We start from the raw sequence: 15,235 nt of genomic DNA, 5'->3' as shown, positions 1-15,235 counted from the left end.
TCGGCAGCCGGCGCAAGAAGCTGGAGTAGTAGTCGCGGTACCCCGGCGGGGCGGGAGGCCCGGCCTCCCGCCCCTCCGGGCGCGTCCCGGGGAATCAGCCCGGCTGCTCGGTGACGGCCACCGGGCGGGCCCGGTCGCTCGACCACTCGCTCCACGAGCCCGGGTACAGCGTGGCCGGCAGGCCCGCCACCTCCAGCGCCAGGATCTGGTGCGCCGCCGTCACGCCCGAGCCGCAGTAGACCGCCGTCTCCCGCTCCCCCGCGCCCAGCGCCCGGAACCGCTCCGCCAGCTCGGCGGCCGGCCGGAACCGGCCGTCCGGACCGACGTTCCCGGCCGTCGGCGCCGACACCGCGCCCGGGATGTGCCCGGCCCTCGGGTCCACCGGCTCGCTCTCCCCCCGGTAGCGCTCCCCGGACCGGGCGTCCAGCAGCAGGCCGCCGCGCGCCCAGGCCGCGGCGCCGTCCCCGTCCACCGTGGGCAGCTGACCCGGCACCGGCTTGAAGTCGCCCTCCGCCGACTCCGGCAGCTCGGCCGTCACCGGCAACCCCGCCGCCCGCCAGGCCGCGAAGCCGCCGTCCAGCACCCGCACGTCCCGGTGCCCCGCCCAGCGCAGCAGCCACCACGCCCGGGCCGCCGCCATCGAGGCCGCGCCGTCGTACACCACGACCGGGCGCCGGGCGCTCACCCCGAAGCGGCGCATGGCCGCCCCGAACTCCTCCGGGTCCGGCAGCGGGTGGCGCCCGCCCCGGCCGGGGGCGCCGGGCGGGGCGGCCAGGTCCCGGTCCAGCTCGACGAAGTGGGCGCCGGGCAGGTGCCCGGCCCGGTACTCCTCGGCCGCGGTCGGCCCGCCCGGCGCGGCACCGACCAGCTGGTAGCGCACGTCCAGCAGCACCGGCGGCAGCGCGGAGGCGAGCGCCTCGCCCAGTTCGGCCGCGGAGATCAGCGGGGAACCCTCGTTGTAGGTGGTCATGGCGGCCATTGTCGCGCAGCGCGGTGATCGGGAGGGGGCGTCCTCCGGCCGGCCACCGGGCGGCGGAGTCCGCGACACGCCCGGCCCGCCGCTCTTGTGAGGACTTTTGCCGGACTTTCCGCGCGGCCCGAGGGTTGGGCGCCCGCCAGGGTGGAAGCATCACCCTCGCGCGCGAGGATTTCCGCGCGCCAACCACCCATGAGGAGGACCGCATTGCCCGCGGTGGAACTCCGACTGGCCCAGGGCACGCCCTGCTGGGTCAGCCTGCTGACCGACGACCTGCCCAACGCCCGCGTCTTCTACGGCGCACTGCTCGGCTGGACGTACACGCCCGGGCCCGGGGAGATCGGCGACTACGTCCGGGCCCAGCTCGACGGGGCGCCGGTGGCCGGCCTCGGCGTCTCCGCCTCCACCGGATTCCCGGTGCAGTGGACCACCTACTTCGCCGTGGACGACGCCGACCGCACCGCCCAACTGGTCCGCGAGTGCGGCGGAACCGTCGCCGTCGGACCGCTCCAGGCCGAGCGCGCCGGGCGGATGGCCATCGCCTCCGACCTCTCCGGCGCGGTCTTCGGCCTCTGGCAGGGCGAGGAACACCTCGGCCGGGAGACCGGCAGCGAACCCGGCGGCCCGGCCTGGGCCGAACTCCTCACCCCCGACGCGGAGGGCGCCACCGCCTTCTACTCCACCGTGCTCGACCGCCCGGTCCGCGCCACGGAGAACGAGACGGCGCTGCTGGTGCACGGGCGTCCGGTCGCCGGCATCCGGCACCGCGCCGAGCTGCGCGGCCACCCGCCGCGCTGGCGCACCCACTTCGCCGTCCGCGACGCCGAGCTGACGGCCCGTCATGCCGTCGAGCTCGGCGGCCGGGTCCTGGTCGAACCGCACGACACCGCCCGCGGCCGCGCCGCCCGGCTGGCCGACCCGCAGGGCGGGCACTTCTCCGTCCTGGAGGTGCTTCCGTAGAGCGGCGGCAGGCCGGTCGCCCACCCCTGGCCCGTGGCCCGGGCCAGGCCGTGGGCTCGGGTCAGGCCCGTGGCCCGGATCAGGCCTGCTGCTCCTCGAAGGGCAGCACGTCCGGGGAGAGCACCGAGGCCCGCGCCGTCGCGGCGGTCAGCCGACGGCGGTGGTGGCGGCGGCACAACACCTCGTAGCCGACCTCGTCCCGGGCCACCGAGATGTCGCCGATCACCACCTGGGCGCCCTCGACCACCATCACCCCGCCGACCGTCCGGGCGTTGTGGGTGGCCCGCGCGCCGCACCAGCAGAGCGCCTCGACCTGGAGCACCTCCACCCGGTCGGCCAGCTCGATCAGCCGCTGCGAGCCCGGGAACAGCCGGGTGCGGAAGTCGGTGGTGATGCCGAAGGTGTAGACGTCGATGCCCAGTTCGTCCACCACCCGGGCCAGCTGGTCGACCTGCTCGGCGGCGAAGAACTGGGCCTCGTCGCAGATCAGGTAGTCCACCCGGCCGCCCGCCGAGAGCCGGTGCACCACGTGCGCGTGGAAGTCGAAGTCGTCCGTCACCTCGACCGCCTCGGCGCGCAGGCCCAGGCGACTGGAGATCGTCGCCGCGCCCGCCCGGTCGTTGCGGGTGAGGATCACGCCCTGTCGGCCGCGCGCGCTGTGGTTGTGGTCCATCTGCAGCGCCAGCGTCGACTTGCCGCAGTCCATCGTGCCCGAGAAGAACACCAGTTCAGCCATGGGTGGAGCAAGGGCCTTTCACATCAGGGGAGTTCGGGCACAGCAGGGTCAAGTGAGCGACGGTGACGCCCCGTTGGGGGCGGGTCACAGGTCCTGACTCCTGGAGGCAGGACCTAGCCGCGGACTTCGAGCAGCGGTACGAACTGCTCGACCGGGGTCATCGAACCGTGCAGGCCGATCATCGCTGACTCACCCGGCTCGTTGCGGGAGGCGACGATCGCGATGTCGTCGCGCGCCGCGGCGACCACGTCGCCGATCCGGGCGTACACCCGCTCGTCCACGGCCGGGCCGAACCAGCCCGCCTCGATCGCCTGGTCCCGGGTGGCCACCCACATCCGGTCGCCCAGCACCTCGCTCCAGACCGCGTGCACGTCGGCCGCGGCCCCCGGCACGGCGTACACGTGCCGGGCCCGGCCCTCGCCGCCGAGCAACGCGACGCCGGCGCCCAGCTCCCAGTCCTCGTCGAAGTCGATCCGGTCCTCCGGCGCGATGTCGATCATGCCGTGGTCGGCCGTCACGTACATCGCCGAGCGCGGCGGGAGCTGCCCGGCCAGCCGGCGGGCCAGCCGGTCCACGGCGTCCAGCGTCATCCGCCACTCGTCCGAGTCCACCCCGAAGCGGTGGCCGGCCCCGTCCAGCTCGCTGACGTAGGTGTACACCAGCGCCCGGTCGTGCTCGGCCAGCCAGGAGGCCGCCAGGTCCATCCGCTCCTCGCCCGTGGTGCGGCCGAGGAAGGTGCCGCCGGACAGCGCCACCTTGGTCAGCGGGGTCTGGGAGAACAGCGGGGAGGAGACCTGCGCGGTCGCCACCCCGGCCTGGTGGGTGCGCTCGAAGACCGTCGGGTACGGCTGCCAGGCGTGCGGCTCGGTGGGCGGCTGCCAGCGCAGCTGGTTCATCAGGTAGCCGGCGCCCGGCACCGCCACCGTGTACCCGGCCAGGCCGTGCAGGCCCGGCGGCGTGCCGGTGCCGACCGAGGCCAGCGAGGTCGCCGTGGTGGAGGGGAAGCCCGCGGTCAGCGGACGGCCGCTGCCGCCCAGCGAGCTCCCGGCGAGCGAGGACAGGAACGGCGCGTACTCCGGGTGGCGCAGCAGTAGCTCCCAGCCCAGGCCGTCCACCAGGAACACCACCACCCGGTCCGCCGGGGCGATCGGGAGCGTCGCGGTGAAGCCGGGGACACCGAGCCCCGCCGCCACCGAGGGCAGCAGGTCGCACAGCGAACCGCTGCCGTACGGGGGCGCGGGAGCCGTGGCCGGGTCAAGGATCTCGAAGGCGTCGTAGCCGTCGGCAGGAACGAAGGACATGGAACCGGATTCGTAGCGGGCGGAAACGGCGGCGATCAGACCCGCGGGCCGTTACTGATCGTCGCGTCGGACAGCGCCCGGGCGAACACCAGCGCCTGGGCCACCGTCTCCGGGCCGTCACCGGCCTCGCTCACCCGCAGCGAGAGGTCGTCGGCGGTGGCCGAACCGGTGTAGCCGTGGTCCGCCTCGCAGTTCGGGTCCGAGCAGCCGGCCGGCTCCAGGTCCAGGCGCTGCACCGCACCCCAGCCGATCGTCAGCACCACCTCGCGCGGCAGGGTGCCCGGGGTGTACGTCTCCGGGTTCGCCACCATCCGGCTCACCACGACCGAGCCGATCCGGTCCAGCCGGACGCTCTCCGTCGAGGTCGTCGCGAACGGCACCGCCGGGCTGCCCTCGGCTCCGGACTGCTCGTCGGTGTGGCTCACCACGAACCGGGTCGGGGTGAGCACCAGCACCGTCACGTGTCGGCGCACCTCGTTGGCGTCGAAGGTGGTCTCCTGGTGCACCAGGTAGGAGCTGATCGGCTCCGGGCCCACCGCGGACTCGACCGCCTCGGACACCAGGGCCGGGTAGTAGCCGCTGCGCTCGATCGCCGAGCGCAGGTCCTGAGTGGTGGTGGTACCGGTCTTCGCCATATCTCCATCCTGGCATGGTCCGCCGACGAAGCGGGCGGCACTGCGCCGAGCTTCGGACAACAGCGCCCGGGCAGGGCGCAACCAAGGAAGGTTACAGCGTGCTCATGGCGCGTGGGCCCAGATCGCTGCGGACCGGCAGGGGCGCCACCCGCACCCGTGCCCCCAGGATCGCCAGTCCGTGCGGGGCCACGACCACCGGTTCGAGATCCACCGAGGCGATCTCCGGCACGTCGTCCACCAGCTGCGAGACCCGAAGCAGCAGTTCCTCCAGGGCGCCGGTGTCCACCGACTCCGCGCCGCGCCAGCCGAACAGCAGCGGCGCCGCCCGCACCTCCCGGACCAGTCCGGCGACGTCCTGGTCGGTCGCCGGGACCAGGCGGTGCGCCAGGTCGCCCAGCAGTTCGGCCGGTGCGCCGGCCAGACCGAAGGAGAGGATCGCGCCGACCGCCGGGTCCACGGTGGCGGCGATCACCGTGTCCACACCGCGCGGGGCCATCCGCTGGACCACCAGCTCGGCCTGCGCGGCGCCGCCGAGCAGCGCGTCCAGCTCGCCGTGGGCGCGGCGCAGGCCCGCCTCGCCGGTCAGGTCCAGCCGGACGCTGCCCAGGTCGGGGCGGTGGCGCAGGTGCGGGGCGGTCGCCTTGAGCGCCACCGGGTAGCCGAGCTCCTTGGCCGCCCGGACGGCGGCCTCCTCGTCCGGGGCCGGCATCGTCGGCGAGACGTCGATCCCGTAGCGGGCCAGCAGCTCCTGGGCCTCGGCCTCGGCCAGGGTGATCCGGGCGCCGCCGGGCTGGGTGCGCGCGGCTACCGCGGCCCGGGTGCTCAGGGCCGCCTCCACCAGCCGACGGGCGCCCGGCTCGTCGATCCGGTCCAGTTCGGGGACGCGCGCCGTCTCCTCCGCCGCCGCCGTACGGCGGCGCCACTGCGCGTAGTGCACCGCGTGGGTGAGGGCGTGCACGGCCCGTTCGGGCGCCGCGTAGGCGGGGATTCCGCCGGGGCGCAGGCGGGCCGGGAGGTCGGTCAGTGCCAGGTGGGTGAGCAGCAGCGGCTTGCCCAGCTCCCGGGCGCGCTGCCCGGCGTCGAGCAGGGCGGCGGCGATCTCCGGGTCGTCCGAGCCCATCGCGGGGTCGTCCTCGGCGGTCAGCCGGCCGCCCATGAAGGCGTGCGCGGAGGTGCCGATCGGCGGGATCGCGACGGCGATCACCGCGTCCACGGCCGGGTCGGCGAGCGCGACGTCCAGGGCGATCCGGAAGTTCTCGCCGGTCGCGGCGGTGGTGAGGTCGACGGGTGTGCACGGGCGCAGTCCGGCACTGAGCAGGGCGTCGTAGGTGAGCAGGCCGAGCGAGTCGGAGTTGCCGACCACCGCGACCCGGTCGCCGGGCGGCAGCGGCTGCTGGGCCAGCAGCTCGCCGGTGTCGTACAGCTCGGTGATGGTCCTCACCCGGGTGACGCCCGCCTGTTCGAACAGGGCGTCCACCGTCGCGTCGCGCAGCCCGGTGGCGGTGGCGGGGACGGCGTGGCCGGGCGGCAGGCTGCCGGTGTGCCGGGCGCCCTTGACCACCACGACCGGCTTGACGGCGGCCAGCCGGCGGGCGATCCGGGTGAACTTGCGCGGGTTGCCGAAGGACTCCAGGTACAGCAGCACCACCTGGGTGGCCTCGTCCTCGGCCCAGTACTGGAGGAAGTCGTTGCCCGAGACGTCGGAGCGGTTGCCGACCGAGGCGAAGGAGGAGACGCCGAGGCCGCGCTTGTGGGCGGACTCCAGCAGGGCGACGCCGATCGCGCCGGACTGGCAGAAGATGCCGAAGCCGCCGCGGGCGGGCAGGCGCGGGGCGAGCGAGGCGTTCAGCGGGCGCTGGGGGTCGGTGTTGATCAGGCCGAAGGCGTTCGGGCCGATCACCCGCATGCCGGCCGCGCGGGCCTGGCGGACCAGTGCGCGCTGCCGGTCCCGGCCTTCCGGACCGGTCTCCGCGTAGCCGGCGGTGACCACCACCAGGCCCTGCACCCCGTGGGCGCCGCACTCGGCGACGGCGGCCGGGACGGCTCCCTCGGGGACGGCGATCACCGCGAGGTCCACCGGCCCGGGGATGTCCAGGATCGAGCGGTGGACCGGGACCCCGTCCAGCTCGGTGCCGGGCTCGGCGTTGCGGTTCACCGCGTGGACGGGGCGGTCGGCCGGGGCCTCCCCCAGCAGGTCACGCAGGATGGCCCGGCCGACGGTCTGCGGGGTGCGGGAGACCCCGATCACCGCCACCGAGCGCGGGGTGAGCAGCCGCTGCACGGAACGCGCCTCGGCGCGGTGCTCGCGGGCGCGCATCACGGCGAGCGAGCGGTCGGTCTGTTCGAGGTCGAACTCCAGGTGCACCACGCCGTCGGCGAAGCTGCGGTGCTGGGTGTAGCCGGCGTCGGTGAAGACCTTCACCATCTTCCGGTTCTCCGGCAGCACCTCGGCCTGGAAACGGCGGATGCCGCGCTCCTGGGCCACCGCCGCGATGTGCTCCAGCAAGGCGGAGGCCACGCCGCGGCCCTGGTGGGCGTCCTGCACCAGGAAGGCCACTTCGGCGTCGGTGCCGGTGTCGGAGGGGCGGCCGTCGGCGTCGATCCGGTCGTACCGGACGGTGGCGATGAAATGGTCCCGGACCACCACCGCGAGACCCACCCGGTTCACGAAGTCGTGGTGGGTGAAGCGGCGGACGTCCTTGTCGGAGAGCCGCGGGTAGGGGGCGAAGAACCGGAAGTACTTGGACTGGTCCGACACCTGCTCGTAGAAATCCACGAGTCGTCCGGCGTCGTCGGGCGTGATCGGCCGAATTCGGGCCGTGCCTCCGTCACGCAGCAGGATGTCCGCTTCCCAGTGCTGCGGATAGTCGGGTTGCTCGGAGTTCGCCACCGCGGGGTCTTCCACATTCGTCAGGTTATCCGGCGGCGGGCCGAATGGCGCCGGCCGTGTGCCCACGGCAGGGTGGACAGGGCTGGCAGCGGGGGTTTATGCCCCGAAAAGAAACAATCACAAGTCCTGAACGCTGCGGTTCCCAAGGGCCGCCTGCGTGCAACACTGGTCTAGACAACATGGCCGCTTCCCCCCGCTCCCCGAGCACGGCCGTGACCAGTTTCACCGGAAAGGCACGTCTCATGGCTGAGCGCCGCGTCACCATCGGTTGGGCCGAGGGCCTGCACGCCCGTCCCGCCTCCGTCTTCGTCCGGGCCGTCACGGCCACCGGCGTGCCGATCACCATCGCGAAGCCGGGCGGCAATCCGGTCAACGCCGCCTCCATGCTCGGCCTCCTCGGCCTGGGCGCCCAGGGCGGCGACGAGGTCATCCTCGCCTCCGACGCCGAGAACGCCGACGACGCCCTCGACCGCCTCGCCAAGCTCGTCTCCGAGGGCCTCGACGAGCTCCCCGCCTGAGCCCTCGCAGCTGCCCGATCGGGGTGTCGCCGGATTCCGGCGGCACCCCGATCCGTTTGTCGCGGTCAGCCCTTGACGCAGACGACCTGCTTGAGGTGCGCGACCACCTCGACCAGGTCCTTCTGCTGCTCGATGACCTTCTCGATGTTCTTGTAGGCGCCCGGGATCTCGTCCACCACGCCGCCGTCCTTGCGGCACTCCACGCCCTTGGTCTGCTCGACCAGGTCCTCCGTGGTGAACCGCTTCTTCGCGGCGTTGCGGCTCATCTTGCGGCCGGCGCCGTGCGAGGCGGAGTTGAACGACGCCGCGTTGCCCAGACCGCGGACGATGTAGGAGCCGGTGCCCATCGAGCCCGGGATGATCCCGAGGTCGCCGGAGCCCGCCTTGATCGCGCCCTTGCGGGTGACCAGCACGTCGACGCCGTCGTACGTCTCCTCCGAGACGTAGTTGTGGTGGCAGCTGATCACCTCGTCGAAGGTGACCTTCGCCTTCGCGAACTCCCGGCGGACGACGTCCTGGAAGAGCGCCATCATCAGGGCCCGGTTGTTCCTGGCGTATTCCTGCGCCCAGAAGAGGTCCTGGCGGTAGGCGTTCATCTGCGGGGTCTGCGCGATGAACACCGCGAGGTCCTGATCGATCAGGCCCTGGTTGTGCGGCAGCGAGCGGGCGACGCCCATGTGGTGTTCCGCCAGCTCCTTGCCGATGTTGCGGGAGCCGGAATGCAGCATCAGCCACACCGCATCAGTGGTATCGACACATACTTCGATGAAGTGATTTCCTCCGCCGAGCGTCGCCATCTGCTGCATCGCCCGCCCACGGCGCCACTTGACGTCCTCCGCCACCCCGTCGAAGCGGTGCCAGAAGTCGTCCCAGCCCGCCGTGCGGAAGCCGTGCAGCTTGGCCGGGTCGACCGGGTCGGAATGCAGACCGCGGCCGACCGGAATGGCCTGCTCGATCCGGCGACGCAGGTGGGAGAGGTCGTCCGGGAGGTCCTTGGCGGTCAGCGAGGTCTTCACCGCGCTCATCCCGCAGCCGATGTCGACGCCGACCGCCGCCGGGCAGACCGCGCCCTTCATGGCGATGACCGAACCGACCGTCGCGCCCTTGCCCAGGTGGACGTCCGGCATCACGGCGAGGCCGTGCAGCCAGGGCAGGGAGCTGATGTTGCGCAGCTGCTGCATGGCCTGGCCCTCGACGGTGGCCGGGTCGGTCCACATCCGGATCGGCACCCGGACGCCGGGCACCTCGGTGTACGTCATGGCTGAACGACCTCCAGAGGTCGGGTGGTTCAGGAAAGGGGAACGCCGCGCAGAAGAATCCCGGCACGGCTCGGGGAAGTTCAGGGGTGGGCGCGCTCAGGCGACCAGGGCGGAACAGGGGAGATACGGCCTTGGGGAGCGTCGAATGAATCGCTCGACCCGCATGGTGACCGCCTCCCCTCGTTCGTCGCCGTTCGCACGTGCTGTGCGCCGGGGAACATCTATCCACGGAACGGACACGGCCCGCAACGCATTTAAGGCCGCGTCTTCAAAGCCGCGTCCGGCTTCGGAAACGCGTCCGGCCCGGCGGAGCGGGTGCTCCACCGGGCCGGGCGGTGATCCGACGAGCGGGTCAGCTGACGACGGTGACCTCGCCGATCCCGAGCGCCCGCACGTCGTCGGCGATCACCGAGGCGTCGCCGACCAGGACGGTGACCAGCCGGTCCGGCGGGAAGGCCGCGACGACCGCCTCGCTGGCGGCGGCGGTGGGCAGTTCGGCGAGCTGCCGGTAGACCTCGGCCTGGTAGTCGTCCGGCAGGTACTGCTCGACCTGGTCGGCCAGGGTGCCGGCCACCGAGCCCGCCGTCTCGTACTTCAGCGGGGCGACGCCGACCAGGAACTGCACGGCCTCGTCGCGCTCGGCGTCGGTGAGGCCCTCGGCCGCGAGGGTGCGCAGGATGGTCCAGGTGTCGGCCAGCGCGGGCGCGGTGGAGGCGGTGTCCACCGAGCCGCTGATGGCGAGCAGCGAGCGCCCGCTGCCGTCGGCGGCCGAGCGCAGCGGCTGGGCGAAGGAGCGGACGCCGTAGGTGTAGCCCTTCTCCTCGCGCAGGACCCGGTCCAGCCGGGAGGTGAGGGTGCCGCCGAGGCAGTAGGTGCCCAGGGTCTGGGCGGCCCACACCGGGTCGTGGCGGTCGGGCCCGATCCGGCCGATGAGCAGCTGGGTCTGGACGGAGCCGGGCCGGTCCACGATGACGACGCGGCCGCGGTCGTCGCCGGTGACCGGGGCGTGAACGGACGGCGCGGCGGCGTCGCCGGTCCAGGTGCCGAGGGTGCTCTCCAGCAGCGCCGGCAGGTCGACGCCGGTGAGGTCGCCGACCACCACGACGGTGCTGGTCGCCGGGCGCACGTGGGCGTCGTAGAAGGCCTTGACGGCGGCGCGGTCGATCGACTTGACAGTGTCGGCGGTGCCGGCGCGGGGCCGGGAGAGCCGGTCGGCGGCGTCGAACAGCTCGGCGTACAGCGCCTTGGCGGCCCGCCGGGCGGGGTTGGCCTGCTCGTGGACGATCTCGTCCAGGCGGTTGGCGACCAGGCGCTCGATCTCGGCCTCGGGGAGGGCGGGCGCGCGCAGGGCGTCGGCGAGCAGGGACAGGCCGCGCTGGAGCCGGGAGGCGGGGACCTCCAGGGAGATCCGGATGCACGGGTGGTCGGCGTGGGCGTCGAGGGTGGCGCCGGCGCGCTCCAGCTCGGCGGCGAACTCCTCGGCGCTGAGGGTGTCGGTGCCCTCGCTGAAGGCGCGGGCGAGGATGCCGGCGATGCCGTCCAGGCCCTCGGGCTCGGCGGCGAGCGGGGCGTCGACGAGGACCTCGACGGCGACGAGCTGCTGGCCGGGCCGGTGGCAGTGCAGGACGGTGATGCCGTTGCCGAGGGCGGCCCGCTCGGGGGCGGGGAAGTCCCAGGGGCTGGGAGTGCCCGGCTGGGGCTGCGGGTGGAAGGTCATGGCGGGGACATAGTCGGTGCTCATACGGCGGCACCCTCCTCTTCGGAAGCGTCGGTGTCGGCGTCGGTCTCGGCGGCGGCGGTCGGCTCGTAGACGAGGACGGCCCGGTTGTCGGGGTGGAGCCGGGCCTTGGCGACGGCCTGGACCTCCTCGGCGGTGACGTCGAGGACCTTGGGGAGGGCGTCGTTGAGCAGCTTGGGGTCACCGAACAGGACGGCGTAGCGGCACAGTTCGTCGGCGCGGCCGGCGACGGTGGTGAGCCGGTCGAGCCACTCGCGCTCGATCTGGGCCTGGGCGCGTTCGAGCTCCTCGGGCGTGGGGCCCTCGGCGGCGAAGCGGGCGAGTTCCTCGTCGACGGCGGTACCGATCCGGTCGAGGGTGGCGTCGCCGGAGGTCTTGACGTCGAGCCAGCCGAGGCTGGGGGCGCCGGCCAGGCGCAGCAGGCCGAAGCCGGCGGCGACGGCGGTGCGGTCGCGGCGGACCAGCCGGTTGTAGAGGCGGCTGGACTCGCCGCTGCCGAGGATGGTGAGGGCCAGGTCGGCGGCGTCGGCCTCGCGGGTGCCGTCGTGCGGGAGGCGGTAGGCGGCCATCAGGGCGCGGGAGGGGACGTCCTCGTGGACCCCCTCGCGGATCTCGCGGCCGATGGTCTCCGGGAGCTCGCCCGAGCGCGGCGGCTGCTTGCCGTCGTGGGCGGGGATGGAGCCGAAGTACTTCTCGACCCAGGCGACGGTCTGCGCGGGGTCGATGTCGCCGACGACCGAGAGCACCGCGTTGTTGGGCGCGTAGTACGTGCGGAAGAACGCGCGGGCGTCCTCCAGGGTGGCCGCGTCCAGGTCGGCCATCGAGCCGATCGGCGTGTGGTGGTACGGGTGGCCGTCCGGGAACGAGAGCGCGGTGAGCTTCTCGAAGGCGGTGCCGTACGGGACGTTGTCGTACCGCTGGCGGCGCTCGTTCTTGACGACGTCGCGCTGGTTCTCCATGGACGTCTCGTCCAGCGCGGCGAGCAGCGAGCCCATCCGATCGGCCTCCAGCCAGAGGGCGAGCTCCAGCTGGTGGGCGGGCATGGTCTCGAAGTAGTTGGTGCGCTCGAAGCTCGTGGTGCCGTTGAGCGAGCCGCCGGCGCCCTGGACGAGCTCGAAGTGCCCGTTGTTGGAGACGTTGGCGGAGCCCTGGAACATCAGGTGCTCGAAGAGGTGCGCGAGGCCGGTGCGGCCCTTCACCTCGTGCCGGGAGCCCACGTCGTACCAGAGGCAGACGGCGGCGACCGGGGTGAGGTGGTCCTCGGAGAGGACGACGCGCAGGCCGTTGGCCAGGCGGTGCTCGGTGATGGCGATGCCTCGGCTGGAGGCGGGGGCCGGGTTGGCCATGCGCTCGGGTCCTTCCCGTCGTCGATGTCGGGGGTTCGTGTGGCGTCCCCCATTGTGGTGCAACGTCCGGGCGCCGTGTTCGTGTCCGCGCGGACGGGGGCGTTCGCCAGGGGCGGAAGAGGGCCGCTGACCGGGAGTGTCGGCGCGAGGGTCCACAATGGGGGCGCCGCGCCCTGTCGACGGCACCCGGTTGACGGGTCCGCCGACAGCGTGGCACGGAACCGCCCGACGACCGCCCCGGCGTCCGGCGGCCGACCGACGAATGACCGAGACACAGCCAGCGACACGTAAGGGAGCCCCGCCGCGATGGCCCGCCGCAGTTCGCAGACCCCGCCGCCCGGAGACTTCGAGGAGCGGATCCTCGACGTCGACGTCGTGGACGAGATGCAGGGCTCCTTCCTGGAGTACGCCTACTCGGTGATCTACTCGCGTGCGCTGCCCGACGCACGGGACGGCCTGAAGCCGGTGCACCGCCGGATCCTGTACCAGGCCAACGAGATGGGCCTGCGCCCCGAGCGCGGGCACGTGAAGTGCGCCCGCCTGGTGGGCGAGGTGATGGGCCGACTGCACCCGCACGGGGACGCGTCGATCTACGACTCCGTGGTGCGCATGGCGCAGCCGTTCTCGATGCGGCTGCCGCTGATCGACGGGCACGGCAACTTCGGTTCGCTGGGCAACGACGACCCGCCGGCCGCGATGCGGTACACCGAGTCGCGGCTGACGGCCGCCTCGATGGCGATGGTGGAGTCGATCCACGAGGACACCGTCGACTTCGGCCCGAACTACGACGGCAGCGAGCAGGAGCCGCTGGCGCTGCCGGCCGCGTTCCCGAACCTGCTGGTGAACGGTGCGACGGGCATCGCGGTGGGCATGGCGACGAACATGCCGCCGCACAACCTGTCCGAGGTGGTGGCGGCGGCCCGGCACCTGATCAAGCACCCGAACGCGGACCTGGACACGCTGATGCGGTTCGTGCCCGGTCCGGACCTGCCGACCGGCGGGCGGATCGTGGGCCTGTCGGGCATCCGCGACGCGTACGAGTCGGGCCGCGGCACGTTCAAGATCCGGGCGACGACGACGGTGGAGGCGGTGACGGCCCGCCGCAAGGGCATCGTGGTCACCGAGCTGCCGTACAACGTCGGCCCGGAGAAGGTCATCTCGAAGATCAAGGACCTGGTCAACGCGAAGAAGCTCCAGGGCATCGCGGACGTCAAGGACCTGACCGACCGCGAGCACGGGCTGCGGCTGGTCATCGAGGTGAAGAACGGCTTCGTGCCGGAGGCGCTGCTGGAGCAGCTGTACAAGCTGACGCCGATGGAGGAGACCTTCGGCATCAACAACGTGGCGCTGGTGGACGGGCAGCCGCTGACGCTGGGCCTGAAGGAGCTGCTGGAGGTCTACGTCGACCACCGCTTCACCGTGGTGCGCCGGCGCAGCGACTTCCGCCGCCGCAAGCGCGAGGAGCGGCTGCACCTGGTCGAGGGTCTGCTGGTGGCCCTGCTCGACATCGACGAGGTCATCGCGATCATCCGGTCGAGTGACAACGCGCAGCAGGCGAAGGAACGCCTGATGGAGCGCTTCTCGCTGTCGGAGACGCAGACCGCGTACATCCTGGACACCCCGCTGCGGCGGCTGACCCGCTTCGACCGGGTGGAGCTGGAGCAGGAGAAGGAGAAGCTGAACCGCGAGATCGCGGAGCTGACCGAGATCCTGGAGTCGGACACCAGGCTGCGCAGCGTGGTCTCCTCCGAACTGGGCGCGGTGGCGAAGCAGTTCGGGACGGAGCGGCGCACGGTGCTGCTGGAGGCGGGGGCGGTGCCGTCGGCGGCGCTGTCGGTGCCGCTGGAGGTGGCGGACGACCCGTGCCGGGTGCTGCTGTCCTCGACGGGCCTGCTGGCGCGCACGGCGGACGGGGAGCCGTTCGAGGTGTCGGAGAAGCGGGCGAAGCACGACGTGATCGTGTCGGCGGTGCACGCGACGGCGCGGGCGGACGTCGGTGTGGTGACGTCCGCGGGCCGGGTGCTGCGGCTTCCGGTGATCGACCTGCCTGCGCTGCCGCCGACTCCGTCGCCGACGCTGGCGGGCGGGGCCGCGGCGGGCGAGTTCCTGCGGCTGGAGGCCGAGGAGCGGGTACTGGCGCTGACCACGCTGGACGAGTCCTCGCCGGGGCTGGCGCTGGGCACGGCGCAGGGCGTGGTGAAGCGGGTGGTGCCGGAGTGGCCGGCGAACAAGGACGAGTTCGAGGTGATCGCCCTCAAGGAGGGTGACGAGCTGGTGGGTGCGGTCGAACTGCGCACCGGCGAGGAGGACCTGGTCTTCATCGCCTCGGACGCCCAGCTGCTGCGCTACCCGGCGGGCCAGGTGCGTCCGCAGGGCCGCCCGGCGGGCGGCATGGCGGGCATCAAGCTGTCGGACGGCGCCCGGGTGCTGTCCTTCACGGCGGTGGACCCGGCGGGCGACGCGGTGGTGGTCTCGGTGGCCACCGACTCGGGCACGCTGTCCGGCGGCGAGCAGACGACCTGGAAGGTCACCCCGTTCGAGCAGTACCCGCGCAAGGGCCGCGCCACCGGCGGCGTGCGCTGCCAGCGCTTCCTGCGCGGTGAGGACGGCCTGACCTTCGCCTGGGCCGGCGCCGCCCCGGCCCGGGCCGCCACCGCCAAGGGCGCCCCGGTCGACCTGCCCGAGCGCGACCCGCGCCGCGACGGCTCCGGCACCCCGGTCACCACCCCGATCGCGGTGGTCGCCGGCCCGGCGTAGCGGCTCCCGCCCTCGATCGAGCGGAGGGGCACCGGAGATCATCCGGTGCCCCGCCGCTCTTTCGTGCCCGGCCGACCGGGGGTGCGGTACCGCGGTGGTCGGTTACCGGGCCGGGGCCG

11 protein-coding genes are annotated in these 15,235 nt (G+C 73.3%); 3 read left to right on the top strand and 8 right to left on the bottom strand.

Annotated features, from left to right (window positions below; all coding sequences use genetic code 11):
* Nucleotides 1-94 precede the first annotated feature (94 nt).
* On the bottom strand, nt 95-970 hold the full coding sequence (locus ACFRAR_RS36185; RefSeq protein WP_380704223.1) for a sulfurtransferase: 876 nt from the start codon (nt 968-970) through the stop codon (nt 95-97).
* A 222-nt stretch (nt 971-1,192) separates the two neighbouring features.
* On the opposite strand from ACFRAR_RS36185, the gene ACFRAR_RS36180 reads away from it, so the two are divergent.
* Nucleotides 1,193-1,936: a VOC family protein gene (locus ACFRAR_RS36180; protein WP_380704221.1), complete on the top strand. Its 744-nt coding sequence runs from the start codon at nt 1,193-1,195 to the stop codon at nt 1,934-1,936.
* A gap of 79 nt (nt 1,937-2,015) precedes the next feature.
* Here ACFRAR_RS36180 and ACFRAR_RS36175 read toward each other — a convergent pair whose 3' ends face one another.
* From ACFRAR_RS36175 to ACFRAR_RS36160, 4 genes are all read right to left on the bottom strand, one after another.
* Nucleotides 2,016-2,672 carry a thymidine kinase gene (locus ACFRAR_RS36175; protein WP_380704219.1) on the bottom strand — a complete coding sequence of 219 codons (657 nt, stop codon included), beginning with the start codon at nt 2,670-2,672 and terminating at the stop codon, nt 2,016-2,018.
* Between the two features lie 113 nt (nt 2,673-2,785).
* Nucleotides 2,786-3,973, bottom strand: a complete 1,188-nt coding sequence (locus tag ACFRAR_RS36170) for an alkaline phosphatase family protein (RefSeq protein WP_380704217.1) — start codon at nt 3,971-3,973, stop codon at nt 2,786-2,788.
* A 35-nt stretch (nt 3,974-4,008) separates the two neighbouring features.
* Nucleotides 4,009-4,608, bottom strand: coding sequence for a DUF5998 family protein (locus tag ACFRAR_RS36165; RefSeq protein ID WP_355254021.1), 600 nt, complete (start codon nt 4,606-4,608; stop codon nt 4,009-4,011).
* Nucleotides 4,609-4,699: 91 nt separating this feature from the next.
* On the bottom strand, nt 4,700-7,513 hold the full coding sequence (locus tag ACFRAR_RS36160; RefSeq protein ID WP_380704215.1) for a GNAT family N-acetyltransferase: 2,814 nt from the start codon (nt 7,511-7,513) through the stop codon (nt 4,700-4,702).
* Nucleotides 7,514-7,740: 227 nt separating this feature from the next.
* On the opposite strand from ACFRAR_RS36160, the gene ACFRAR_RS36155 reads away from it, so the two are divergent.
* Entirely contained in the window at nt 7,741-8,016 is a 276-nt protein-coding gene (locus tag ACFRAR_RS36155) for an HPr family phosphocarrier protein (RefSeq protein ID WP_380704213.1), read from the top strand.
* Between the two features lie 65 nt (nt 8,017-8,081).
* Here the strand turns inward: ACFRAR_RS36155 and ACFRAR_RS36150 are convergent, their stop codons facing one another.
* The 3 genes from ACFRAR_RS36150 to ACFRAR_RS36140 form a co-directional block, all read right to left on the bottom strand.
* Nucleotides 8,082-9,275, bottom strand: coding sequence for an RtcB family protein (locus ACFRAR_RS36150; RefSeq protein WP_380704211.1), 1,194 nt, complete (start codon nt 9,273-9,275; stop codon nt 8,082-8,084).
* Between the two features lie 352 nt (nt 9,276-9,627).
* Nucleotides 9,628-11,016, bottom strand: coding sequence for a M16 family metallopeptidase (locus tag ACFRAR_RS36145; RefSeq protein ID WP_380704209.1), 1,389 nt, complete (start codon nt 11,014-11,016; stop codon nt 9,628-9,630).
* Nucleotides 11,013-12,359 (bottom strand): M16 family metallopeptidase, encoded by a 1,347-nt coding sequence (locus ACFRAR_RS36140; RefSeq protein WP_380704207.1) that lies wholly within the window; start codon nt 12,357-12,359, stop codon nt 11,013-11,015. The genes ACFRAR_RS36145 and ACFRAR_RS36140 overlap by 4 nt, the downstream gene beginning before the upstream one ends.
* 306 nt (nt 12,360-12,665) lie before the next feature.
* On the opposite strand from ACFRAR_RS36140, the gene ACFRAR_RS36135 reads away from it, so the two are divergent.
* A complete protein-coding gene (locus ACFRAR_RS36135) occupies nt 12,666-15,116 on the top strand; it encodes a DNA topoisomerase (ATP-hydrolyzing) subunit A (RefSeq protein ID WP_380704205.1) in 2,451 nt (816 codons plus the stop codon).
* The last annotated feature ends 119 nt before the right edge of the window (nt 15,117-15,235 follow it).

Source organism: Kitasatospora sp. NPDC056651 (assembly GCF_042792155.1).
Taxonomy (GTDB): Bacteria; Actinomycetota; Actinomycetes; order Streptomycetales; family Streptomycetaceae; genus Kitasatospora.
This window is presented reverse-complemented; position numbering and strand designations above follow the sequence as displayed.